The following is an 11293-nucleotide window of genomic DNA, read 5'->3' as shown; positions in this document are numbered from 1 at the left end:
GGATTAAATAAAATTCAATTATGACACCATTTAATACTCAATACGTTCTAAAACGGCATTAAATTCCGGCTCGTTATACCATTTCTGACTGATTGTCTGCTGATGAATGACTTTTAATCGGGACTTAAAATCCTGCAGTATTCCATTTGCAATCAAGAAAATAACGGCTTGTTCAAAGGAATTGAACATACTTTTAAAAAACAAATCGTGCTTAATTATATGTTCCGAAGCAAATGTTTGAGCAATTTCAATATTATATAGCATAACATCCGCAATTACAAAGGGATCTACACCCAAAATAATAAAATGTTTGATGTATTTTTGAGCCACTGAGCGCCTCATTTTTGGTTTGCTGCGTCTTCCCGATTTTTTTAAAGGATAGTATTCGTTTGAAATTTTGAGCTTGCATTCTTGTAAAAGTGATTCTTCCTTTGGATTAAAAACAAAATCATAATAGACTTTTACGGGACTGAATTTCTCATACAATTCGATAATTTGTTCTTCGAGTTGCTCTTTATTTAATTCAGACAAATATTTTTTTAAATCGCGTTTGCTCATTATCAAAGTTTAAGGATACAAAAGTAATTTACTTTAGGAATCAATATGCCGTAAATCAAGGATATTACTTAATTTTGACACAAATAAAGGTAGATGTTCCTTTTTTCAAAACCTATTTTTTTACTTTTACTCCCAAATTTAATCTTATGCTCAAAATTTTCAAAATTGTCGCTATCCTCGAAGGCGTTTCTTATTTGGCTTTGTTTTCAAATATGCTTGCTGTAAAACCAACTAATTTAGCGCTTTATAAAACATTGCTTTTCCCAATAGGAATGGCGCACGGAATCTTATTTGTTAGTTATATTATATTAGCTATCATATTGAAATTTGAACAAAACTGGGATTTTAAAAAATTTGGAATTATCTGTTTGGGTTCTTTAATTCCTTTTGGAACTTTTTATGTAGATAAGAAATATTTACAAAATGTATAAATACATAGAAAAAATATTCACTTTTCTATATCCTGTTTTTCGTAAATGGGGATTGGGAAGTAGTACTGCTTCTTATCTTAGTTTAGTATTAAATATCCTTGTTTTATGCGTGATGGCGTATGCTATCTATGTTGTTTTTCGTCTTATTTTGGTTACTATAATGGCCGTTATTGCCCAAAAAACTAAAACTAAATTTGATGATTTATTAGTTACCAATAAGACAGCCAAATACATTGCGCACTTAATTCCACTTTTATTTATTTACAAATCAGTTCCTATAATTTTGGACCGATTTGTTTATTGGGAAACTTTCTTTGGTAAGCTAGTTGGTATTTACATTATCATTTTAGTATTATGGATTATACGCACCATTTTTAATGCATTGCGGGATTATTTAAAACTAAAACCCCGCTACAGCGATAAGCCAATCGATAGTTTTATTCAAGTTATTATGATCATGCTGTGGGTAATTGGAATAACCTTAATCATTTCAAAATTGTTTGAGATTGATCAAAAAGAGCTATTGACGATTTTAGGAGCTGTTTCTGCGGTAATTATCTTGATTTTCAGAGATACTATTTTGGGTTTTGTATCTAGTGTTCAGGTCTCTATTAATGATATGGTTCGAATTGGGGACTGGATTACGATGGATAAATTTGGAGCTGATGGTGATGTAATCGAAATTAATTTGGCAACGGTAAAAGTTCGAAATTTTGATAATACCACCACTACTATTCCTACCTATAGTTTGAGTTCGGATTCGTTTCAAAACTGGCGAGGCATGCTGAATTCAGACGGACGACGTATTAAAAGGCACATTCTAATTAAAACAAGCAGTATTCGGTTTTTAGAAGAAGCAGAACTGGATAATTTGAAAAAAATCCATCTAATATCGGATTATCTTGACAACCGAAAATTAGAAATAGACGAATACAATGCAGCTAATAAAATAGACAAATCACTTGCAATTAACGGTCGAAATTTGACCAATTTAGGCTTGTTTCGAAAATATATTACAGAATATTTACTAAATTATCCTGAATTAAATAAAGACATGTTGATGCTTTGCCGCCAGTTGCAATCTACTTCGCATGGTGTTCCTCTGGAAGTTTATGCATTTTCACATGACAAACGATTTGAGAATTATGAATACATCATGTCTGATATATTTGATCATATTATTGCCTCAGTGGGTTATTTTGATTTGGAAATCTTTGAAACTATCTCTGAAAATGATATCAAAATATAACAAAAATCCTAAACACGCACTGCTTCAGTTTGGAAATCTACAGCCTATCTTTGATATATTCTATTGCTGATTTTCCATGGGCTTTTGGTTTTCCATCCGCGTCTAAATTTACCATTGTAGTATGATCAATTGTGATAATAGTTTCGCGCGTCATCATGTTTCTCGCCTCACACTTTAAGGTCAGGGAAGTAATTCCAAATTTGATGACATCAATACCAATTTCGATAATATCACCTTGTCGCGCTGAACTTCTAAAATTGATTTCTGACATGTACTTAGTTACGATTCGAGTATTTTCTAATTGAATAATGGTGTACAAAGCCAATTCTTCATCGATCCAAGCTAATAATTTACCTCCAAATAAAGTTCCATTTGGGTTTAGATCTTCCGGTTTTACCCATTTTCTGGTATGAAATCTCATAAGTTTTTATATATAAGTGTAAAATTAAGCTATTCCTATTTCATTTTTTTTTAATTTTAAAAAAAAAACAATGAACACACGAGATACTTTTTTAAATGAATATAGAGGACAGGCAATCGGTTCTGTAACCACACAATCCACAACGGAAGAATCATTTCAAAATGAGGTCCTTCGTCCTATTCTAAAGTTACAAAATGATTTATTGATAGCCTCTTTCCTTGCTTATGCAAGCAAAAATAAAACTGATTTTCAAACCTACACAATCGAAAAAAAGATGGCTACTATGGAAAATGCAGTTCAAAAAGACACCAAGTTTAGAAACGTCCTGAAAGGGATGGTGATTGGTTTATTTACCACAGCTGAATACGATATTTACGTAAAAAATGCCTCCAACATCAACAAGCGAATGATGAGCATGCTAGTAGAACGCTTAAAAAGTCAAGTACAACTGTTTGAAAAAAAGTCAAAATAAAGAAACGATTTTGACTTAGTTTATTTTTATTAATTCAATTTCACCAAAGGAAAATAATTGGTTGCGGTCAGTATGGTTCATTATGGCTTTCTAAATAATTTTTTTTATATGACAAGAGGTTAAAAAAGGGTGAACTTATTGTTTATAATTTAAAAAACAGTTCCTTATTTACCTTAATATTATCATTTATTTCCAATTTGGTAATCCTAGTCTTTTTTATAATAAATATTGATCAAGTATAATTAAAGATGCCTTTTGTATGAGTTTTTTCATTATAATTGTTAAAATTAAAAAGTATGAAAGAAGAGTATTTTAAATGGTATTCTCCAAATTTAAATAGAGACATAGAAATGTTAGTTTTTGGACATGGAGGATATCCTGTTGTCTTATTTCCAACTTCTATGGGGAGTTACCATGAAAACAAAGATATGGGACTGATTGATGCTGCAAAATGGTACATTGAACAGGGATTAATACAAGTTTTTTGTCCTGATAGTATTGATAATGACAGTTTCTACAATAAAAATATTCATCCTCTTCATCGCATAGAAAATCATGTCCGATATGATAAAATGATTTGTCATGAAATCGTCGAGAAAATTAAAAATAATACTTCTGCAGGAAAAGTAGTTGTTGCAGGTTGCAGTTTTGGTGGGTATCATGCAGCAAATTTTGCCTTTCGTCATCCCGGTTACGTAAGCCATCTTTTTTCTATGAGCGGTGCCTTCAATATTAAGAGTTTTATGGATGGGTTTCATAATGACGATGTATTTTACAACAGTCCCGAAGATTATTTGTATGGATTAGATGACCACGAAGTATGGAATATGGACATCGTTCTTGGAACCTCCAATTGGGATATTTGTTTTGACGCAAATCTGCAAATGAGTAAGGTTCTAACGGATAGAAATATCCACCATTGGTTAGACATTCGCCAGGAACGAAAACACGATTGGCCTGTTTGGCAAGAAATGTTTCCCCATTATTTATCAAGAATCAAGTTTTTTTAAAAGTATTAAGAATCGAGTATTAAGTATAAAGACCAACAATAAGATGAAAAAAATAGGAATATTATTCGGAATGGAAGATACTTTCCCGCAAGCATTTATAGATCGGGTGAATTCAAAAAATGAAAAAGGAATAATTGCCGAAGCGGTTGCTATTGATAAAGTAGTTCAAAATCAAGATGGGGAATATGCGGTAATTATTGATCGAATTTCTCAAGATGTTCCGTTTTATCGCGCTTATTTAAAGAATGCTGCTTTAACAGGAACTAATGTAATCAACAATCCGTTTTGGTGGAGCGCTGATGATAAGTTTTTTAATAATGCATTAGCCGACACGTTAGGCGTTCCGTTGCCCAATACGGTAATTCTTCCATCAGCAGAACACCCAACAGATACTACTGGAAAATCATTTCGCAACCTAAAATACCCAATGGATTGGGAAGGAATATTTCAATATATTGGCTTTCCTGCTTATATGAAACCGTACGCTGGCGGTGGCTGGAAAAATGTATACCGATTAGAAAATATCGAGGAGTTTTGGGAAAAGCATCAGGAAACAGGACAATTAGTCATGATGTTACAAGAAGAAATTGTTTTTACGGAATATTTTAGAGTGTATTGTTTGGGTTGTAAAGCCGTCCGTATTATGCAATATGAACCAAGAAATCCGCATCATTTGCGCTATGTAATTGATGGACCACCTGTAGATAAAAAATTGTTAGCCACTATAAAAGACTATACGTTGCGCCTTTGCAAAGGGTTAGGTTACGATTTTAATACCGTAGAATTTGCCGTTCGTGACGGGATTCCTTATGCGATAGATTTTGGAAATCCGGCTCCTGACGCCGAATTAACTTCAGTTGGTGCTGAAAATTTTGAATGGGTTGTTGAAGAGGCTGCAAAAATGGCTATCGCTGCCGCAAAAAAACAAAAAGCAGGAAAGATGAATTTGACTTGGGGAACTTTTATCAAAGAGGCGGCGGCGGGAAAATAAGAGGAATGAATTAACGAAACCCCTTGGCCTCGATCAGCAGCCTGTAGATAGATTGGTATGAAAATTCCTTATTACTTGCTGACGCGTTTGCTTTAAAAACCAAACAAGACAACCAATAGTAAACATTGAAACGGAAAGCGGGACGCGAGCGAAGCGAACTGACGAAGTAAACAGCTCCTAAATAATATGCTAATGAAAAAATTACCTGTTTTTACACTTGGTGTAGAAGAAGAATACCAAATTATAGATCCTGTTTCCAGAGATTTGCGGTCACATTTATCTAAAATTGTGGATGGTGCCAAAATCATTTTGAATGAGCAGGTTAAAGCTGAGATGCATCAATCTGTAGTGGAGGTGGGAACCAATATTTGTAATAATGTCAACGATGCTAAAAATGAGATTCGGTTTTTACGTTCTAAAATCGTGGAATTAGCCGACAAACAAGATCTAATTGTTGGCGGAGCTGGCACACATCCTTTTTCGAAATGGCAAGATCAGCCTATTACTGACGATCCAAGATATCACGATATTGTCAACGAATTGCAGGATGCGGCACGTTCTAATTTAATTTTTGGAATGCATTGCCACGTAGGAATTGAAAATCGAGAAATCGGTTTGCAATTGATGAATCAAGCAACCTATTTTTTACCTCACATCTTTGCGCTGTCTACGAATTCTCCTTTCTGGGAAGGCAGACAAACAGGATATAAATCTTTTAGAACCAAAGTTTTTGATAAGTTTCCAAGAACAGGATTACCAGAATATTTTGACTCAGTGGCATCCTACGATAACTATTTAGAGACTTTAGTAAAGACTAATTGTATTGATAACCCAAAGAAAATTTGGTGGGATTTACGATTGCATCCATTTTATAATACGATTGAATTTAGGATTTGTGATATGTCATTGACAGTCGATGAAACGATTTGCATTGTAGCCATAATTCAGGCAATTGTAGCGAAATTGTACAAATTGAACATGAACAATACCAGTTTTAATGTGTATCGATTGGCTTTAATTAAGGAAAATAAATTTCGAGCTGCACGATACGGAATTGAGAATAACATGATTGATTTTGGTTTACAAAAAGAAGTGGAAACTAAAATGCTAATTTTGGAATTGCTAGATTTTATAGATGATGTGGTGGATGAATTAGGCAGTCGCGACGATATAAATCACGTTCATGAAATTCTGAAATACGGAACCGGTGCTGATAAACAATTAGCTGTTTTTCACCAAACAGGTAGTCTGTCGAGCGTGGTCGACTTTATAACAGGTGAATTTACCAAGGGATTATAAAATATAAAGTACCTTTGCTTATTATTTTTTAGAACTACGATTATGTTAAATAAAATTATAAAAATTGCGATTTTAGATATGTACAACGGAGAACCCAATCAGGGAATGCGCTGTATTATTGATGTGGTGAATAGGTTTAGTCCTGTAGTGAGTTTTGAAATATTTGATGTTCGAGGAAAATGTAAATTACCGGATATCAGCAAATTTGATATTTATATTTCTACTGGAGGCCCAGGAAATCCATTGATAGGAGATGGGAATTGGGATACCAATTACTATGAATTCATTGATTCGTTAGCAAAGTGGAATAACCAAAACGCAATAAAAAAGCATGTTCTGTTTATCTGCCATTCGTTCCAAATGGCTTGCTTGCATTTTGGATTAGCGACAGTAACAAAAAGAAACGATACCTCTTTTGGTGTAATGACTATTCATAAAACAAAGGAAGGCATAACCGATCCTTTATTCGAAGGTTTGGCTGATCCATTTTATGCAATTGATTCCAGAGATTATCAAGTCGTACAGCCAAAATTAAGTGTTTTTGCTAAAAAAGGAGCGAAAATTATCTCTTTGGAAAAAATTAGGGATCATGTGCAATACGAACGAGCGATTATGGCAGTTCGTTTCACCGATTATTTCGTAGGTACACAATTTCATCCTGAAGCAGATCCCATAAGCTTTGTTGCGCACATGAGAAATAAAGATGCGAAGGAGAAAATCAAGAATATGAAAGGTAAAAAGAAGTTCCGGAATATGTTAGAGGACCTAATGGACGATGATAAAATTTACAGGACCAATGAAACCTTGATTCCAAATTTCCTTCGGATAGCGATAAATGACTTGATGAAAACTAAAAAAATGCTTTCTAACTAAAACTACCTATTCCAAATGATTTCAAAATATCGGGAGTTGTTTACTACTCAATTTACAGACAAAAAATATCAAGACTTTAAAGATGATATTGCTTCCGATTTCAATTACCTACCTACATTCAGGTTGGGAGAAACCCCTTTTTTTATTTCGAAGGAACTAAAAAATCAATTAATTGAGGGCTGTAATGAAGTTATAGCTTTTATTCAAAAAAAAGAATTCAAATCTCTTACAAACAGGTCGTTAGAACTCAATCATAACGTACCTAATGAAGATGAACACACTACTTTTTTAGCGATTGATTTTGGTATTTGCGAAGAGGATGGCGCGGTTATCCCAAAACTAATCGAGGTACAAGGATTTCCATCTTTATACAATTATCAAGTCAATCTGTATGAGAAATTTAAGAATCATTATCCCTTTCTTAAAGAGTTAACTCCCTTCATAACGGATGTTGAACCACAAGACTATTTGCATATTCTAGAAGAAGCAATTTGCAACAATCATCCCAAAGAAAATGTTATTCTTCTTGAAATAGAACCAGAAAAACAGAATACCAAAATTGACTTTTATTATTGTCAAAGGGATATCGGTATTCCCATCGTATGTGTTACAGAATTGATAAAAAAGGGCAAACAACTGTATTACAAAAATGAAAACGGTGATGAGATTTTGATAAAACGAATCTATAATCGGGTTATTTTTGATGAATTGGATTTGCGTCCAGATTTGAAACTGGACTTCAATTTCTCAGATGATCTTGAGGTGGAATGGGCTGGTCATCCCAATTGGTTTTTCAGAATCAGTAAATTTATATTACCATTTTTAAAAGGGAAATATTTTATTGAAACAACACTCTTAAGTGAGCTTCAGGAAATTCCTAAGGATTTAGAAAATTATGTTTTAAAGCCCTTGTTCTCCTTTTCAGGCACAGGAGTTATTTTTCATGTCACTCAAGCAGATATCGAAGCAGTAGTAGAAAAGGAACTTTACATATTACAAAAAAAAGTACACTATCTGCCCATTGTGCAATCACCTAACGGTAAAGTAAAAGCCGAAGTGCGCGTCCTTTGCGTTTGGAAGAAAGAAGATAAATCCCCTACTCTATTGTGTAACCTTGTTAGATTGAGTCGTGGTGAAATGATAGGTGTAAAGTTCAATAAGGATAAAGATTGGGTTGGTGGCACTTTAGGATTATTTGAAAGGTAGCTATTTTCTAAATCGAGGCCTCACTTTTTTTAGTAAAAAACGGAAGCTTGATTTTTTTTTTACCGCAGTATGACGGTTGTTGATTTTAATTTACAAAAAAGATATTTGAGCCTCAATGCACTACCTTTTTTTTGTATAAATGTCATTTTAACGCATTGAAAGATTTTTTACTAAATTCATAGCTATATCTTATAAGCAAAAACTTGTTAATAAATTATTAAATTAGCTTCAATGGCTATTTTTTCTCCTTTTTTTATTTTCTGAATGTGTCATTTTAATCAATATTATCCCTTTAATTAGTTCTTTAGTGAATTTTTTTGTCTGATTTCCTTAATAATTTGAAAAATATGGAATTATTCAATATTTTAACATAAAAAAAATCAACCTGCTTTTTTTTTCTTTATTATTGTATAGTTATCCTAAATTTTAAATAATCATTAATTTTAATAATTAGCAAATGAATAGAAGAGAAGCACTTAAAAGCGTTGCGTTTTTGATGGGAAGCGCAATCTCAGCAACTACAATGGGGGTTTTATTTGAAAGTTTTACTTTGCCCGAAAAAGAGAAAAACCAAGTATCTTTTTCTGCTACGGATGAAGAAATTTTGGCTGAATTCGCCGATATCATTTTGCCGACCACAGCATCCTCTCCGGGAGCCAAAGCTGCAGGACTTGGTGCTTTTATTCCAATGATTATTAGAGATTGCTATCCCGCTAAGATGCAAGAAATTTTTGCATCAGGATTAAAAGCAATGCAATATCAATGTTCAAAAGAATTCAATAAAGACTTTTTATCCATGTCCATTACAGAACGTCAAAAACTAGTGACTTCATTACAAGAAGAGGCAATTGCTGCTGATAAAGCGCCTTCTTTCTTTTTAATCGCACGAGATTTAACTATTTTAGGGTATTATTCTTCAGAAATAGGGTGTACACAAGCGCGCGAATACTTACCTGTTCCAGGGCGCTATGATGGAAGTGCCACGTATACTCCTGGGCAAAAAGCTTGGGCAACGAACTAATTGTTGTTGGCGGCTTTTGTTTTAAACTATTTTATAAATAAAAATTACTACACGTGAATATAAATACGAATTTAAAAGAGGAAAATACTTATGATGCTATTGTAGTAGGATCAGGGATTAGTGGCGGGTGGGCAGCAAAAGAACTTACCGAAAAAGGTTTAAAGGTTTTGATGTTGGAACGAGGCATGAACATTGAACACATCAAGGATTATGAATCAGCCATGAAAGCACCTTGGGAATTTGAGCGCGCTGGTAAACTTACCGAAGAACAAAAAAGAACGCATCCTGTTCAAACAAGAGATTACCCATACAATGAAGCGACCGAAAAATGGTGGGTAAATGATTTAGAATGCCCGTATACGGAAGACAAACGTTTTGACTGGTATAGGGGTTTTCATGTTGGCGGGAAATCTTTAATGTGGGGCCGCCAAAGTTACCGTTTTAGTGACCACAACTTTGAAGATAATGCTAAAGATGGTCATGGTAATGATTGGCCTATTCGCTATAAAGATATTACAAAATGGTACGATTATGTAGAGAAATATGCAGGAATCAGTGGTCAAGCCGAAAACTGGCCTCTTTTGCCAGATGGAAAATTTTTACCTCCAATGGATCTAAACTGTGTAGAAAAATCAGTTAAAGAAAGATTAGAAAAGCATTACAATAAAACCCGAATTCTTACTATTGGACGTACTGCCAACTTAACAGTTCCACATAAAGGACGCGGTAGTTGTCAATACAGAAATTTATGCAGTCGCGGTTGTCCTTTTGGAGCGTATTTCAGTACGCAATCATCAACCCTTCCTGCTGCTATGGCAACCAATAGATTGACCGTAAGACCCTACTCTATCGTAAATCATATTATTTATGACAAAGACACCAAAAAAGCAAAAGGCGTACTAGTTATTGATGCAGAAACTAATGAAACCATGGAGTTTTATGCCAAAATTGTTTTTGTGAATGCTTCCACTTTAGGTTCTACTTTCTTATTACTAAATTCAACTTCAGAAGCGCATCCAAATGGAATGGGAAATGCCAGCGGTCAACTAGGACATAACTTAATGGATCATCATTTCCGCTGTGGAGCGGAAGGAACTGCTGAAGGTTTTGAAGATAAATATACCTATGGGAGAAGAGCGAACGGAATATATATTCCGAGATATCAAAATGTAGGTAACGATAAACGTGATTACTTGCGCGGTTTTGGTTATCAAGGTGGTGCCAGTAGAGGATCATGGCATAAAGAAGTAGCCGAACTGGCTTTTGGTGAAAACTTCAAAGCTACCATGTCATTACCAGCTGATTCTTGGAGCATGGGATTGGGTGGATTTGGAGAAATGTTGCCTTATTATGAAAATAAAGTATACATCGACCACAGTAAAAAAGACAAATGGGGACAACCTGTTTTAGCCATTGATTGCGAATACAAAGAGAATGAAGCTAAAATGCGAGAGGACATGATGAATGATGCAGCCGAGATGTTAGAAGCTTCTGGAATCAAAAATGTTAGAACGTATGATAATGATTGTTATCCCGGTATGGCTATACACGAAATGGGTACTGCCAGAATGGGTAACGATCCTAAAGACTCCGTTTTGAATAAATGGAATCAATTGCATGAAGTTAGTAATGTATTTGTTACTGATGGAGCTTGCATGCCCTCAGTGGCCTGTCAAAATCCATCACTAACATTCATGGCTTTAACAGCTCGAGCTTGTGATTATGCGGTTAAGGAATTAAAAAAAGGAAATATTTAGGTTCA

The 11293-nt window shown here is 34.2% G+C and carries 12 protein-coding genes; 10 read left to right on the top strand and 2 right to left on the bottom strand.

The features are described 5' to 3' along the window. Positions 1-30: 30 nt before the first annotated feature. Entirely contained in the window at positions 31-558 is a 528-nt protein-coding gene (locus BUA03_RS10705) for a DUF6155 family protein (RefSeq protein ID WP_066077560.1), read from the bottom strand. Positions 559-704: 146 nt separating this feature from the next. On the opposite strand from BUA03_RS10705, the gene BUA03_RS10700 reads away from it, so the two are divergent. Together BUA03_RS10700 and BUA03_RS10695 are read left to right on the top strand one after the other, a co-directional pair. After that, positions 705-989: a DUF3817 domain-containing protein gene (locus BUA03_RS10700; RefSeq protein ID WP_066077559.1), complete on the top strand. Its 285-nt coding sequence runs from the start codon at positions 705-707 to the stop codon at positions 987-989. Beyond that, positions 982-2238: a mechanosensitive ion channel family protein gene (locus BUA03_RS10695; protein ID WP_066077558.1), complete on the top strand. Its 1257-nt coding sequence runs from the start codon at positions 982-984 to the stop codon at positions 2236-2238. The genes BUA03_RS10700 and BUA03_RS10695 overlap by 8 nt, the downstream gene beginning before the upstream one ends. A gap of 37 nt (positions 2239-2275) precedes the next feature. Here BUA03_RS10695 and BUA03_RS10690 read toward each other — a convergent pair whose 3' ends face one another. Then, positions 2276-2659 (bottom strand): acyl-CoA thioesterase, encoded by a 384-nt coding sequence (locus BUA03_RS10690; protein ID WP_066077555.1) that lies wholly within the window; start codon positions 2657-2659, stop codon positions 2276-2278. Between the two features lie 70 nt (positions 2660-2729). Here BUA03_RS10690 and BUA03_RS10685 point away from each other — a divergent pair, with 70 nt between their 5' ends. The 8 genes from BUA03_RS10685 to BUA03_RS10650 all read left to right on the top strand — a co-directional run bounded on the left by BUA03_RS10685 (position 2730) and on the right by BUA03_RS10650 (position 11288). Next, positions 2730-3131, top strand: a complete 402-nt coding sequence (locus BUA03_RS10685; RefSeq protein WP_066077553.1) for a glyoxalase — start codon at positions 2730-2732, stop codon at positions 3129-3131. Positions 3132-3427: 296 nt separating this feature from the next. Continuing rightward, positions 3428-4141, top strand: a complete 714-nt coding sequence (locus BUA03_RS10680; protein WP_066077550.1) for an esterase family protein — start codon at positions 3428-3430, stop codon at positions 4139-4141. A gap of 43 nt (positions 4142-4184) precedes the next feature. After that, complete coding sequence (locus tag BUA03_RS10675) at positions 4185-5132, top strand: ATP-grasp domain-containing protein (protein ID WP_066077548.1); 948 nt, start codon at positions 4185-4187, stop codon at positions 5130-5132. A 192-nt stretch (positions 5133-5324) separates the two neighbouring features. Continuing rightward, positions 5325-6431, top strand: a complete 1107-nt coding sequence (locus BUA03_RS10670) for a carboxylate-amine ligase (protein ID WP_066077547.1) — start codon at positions 5325-5327, stop codon at positions 6429-6431. Positions 6432-6473: 42 nt separating this feature from the next. Further along, positions 6474-7304, top strand: coding sequence for a type 1 glutamine amidotransferase (locus tag BUA03_RS10665; RefSeq protein ID WP_066077545.1), 831 nt, complete (start codon positions 6474-6476; stop codon positions 7302-7304). A gap of 15 nt (positions 7305-7319) precedes the next feature. Continuing rightward, a complete protein-coding gene (locus BUA03_RS10660) occupies positions 7320-8510 on the top strand; it encodes a hypothetical protein (RefSeq protein ID WP_066077543.1) in 1191 nt (396 codons plus the stop codon). A gap of 457 nt (positions 8511-8967) precedes the next feature. Then, a complete protein-coding gene (locus BUA03_RS10655) occupies positions 8968-9531 on the top strand; it encodes a gluconate 2-dehydrogenase subunit 3 family protein (protein ID WP_066077542.1) in 564 nt (187 codons plus the stop codon). Positions 9532-9584: 53 nt separating this feature from the next. Then, positions 9585-11288: a GMC oxidoreductase gene (locus tag BUA03_RS10650; protein ID WP_066077540.1), complete on the top strand. Its 1704-nt coding sequence runs from the start codon at positions 9585-9587 to the stop codon at positions 11286-11288. The last annotated feature ends 5 nt before the right edge of the window (positions 11289-11293 follow it).

The sequence above is a fragment of the Flavobacterium fryxellicola genome, assembly GCF_900143245.1.
Classification (GTDB): Bacteria; Bacteroidota; Bacteroidia; order Flavobacteriales; family Flavobacteriaceae; genus Flavobacterium; species Flavobacterium fryxellicola.
The sequence above is the reverse complement of the archived record's forward strand: the minus strand, read 5'-3'. Positions and strand labels throughout refer to the sequence as shown.

What these genes read in the sequence shown, in the direction of transcription:
- BUA03_RS10660 (WP_066077543.1), top strand. Translation starts at nt 7,320, where the DNA reads ATGATTTCAAAATATCGGGAGTTGTTTACTACTCAATTTACAGACAAA.
- BUA03_RS10700 (WP_066077559.1), top strand. Translation starts at nt 705, where the DNA reads ATGCTCAAAATTTTCAAAATTGTCGCTATCCTCGAAGGCGTTTCTTAT.
- BUA03_RS10680 (WP_066077550.1), top strand. Translation starts at nt 3,428, where the DNA reads ATGAAAGAAGAGTATTTTAAATGGTATTCTCCAAATTTAAATAGAGAC.
- BUA03_RS10695 (WP_066077558.1), top strand. Translation starts at nt 982, where the DNA reads ATGTATAAATACATAGAAAAAATATTCACTTTTCTATATCCTGTTTTT.
- BUA03_RS10685 (WP_066077553.1), top strand. Translation starts at nt 2,730, where the DNA reads ATGAACACACGAGATACTTTTTTAAATGAATATAGAGGACAGGCAATC.
- BUA03_RS10655 (WP_066077542.1), top strand. Translation starts at nt 8,968, where the DNA reads ATGAATAGAAGAGAAGCACTTAAAAGCGTTGCGTTTTTGATGGGAAGC.
- BUA03_RS10690 (WP_066077555.1), bottom strand. Translation starts at nt 2,659, where the DNA reads ATGAGATTTCATACCAGAAAATGGGTAAAACCGGAAGATCTAAACCCA.
- BUA03_RS10665 (WP_066077545.1), top strand. Translation starts at nt 6,474, where the DNA reads ATGTTAAATAAAATTATAAAAATTGCGATTTTAGATATGTACAACGGA.
- BUA03_RS10705 (WP_066077560.1), bottom strand. Translation starts at nt 558, where the DNA reads ATGAGCAAACGCGATTTAAAAAAATATTTGTCTGAATTAAATAAAGAG.
- BUA03_RS10670 (WP_066077547.1), top strand. Translation starts at nt 5,325, where the DNA reads ATGAAAAAATTACCTGTTTTTACACTTGGTGTAGAAGAAGAATACCAA.
- BUA03_RS10675 (WP_066077548.1), top strand. Translation starts at nt 4,185, where the DNA reads ATGAAAAAAATAGGAATATTATTCGGAATGGAAGATACTTTCCCGCAA.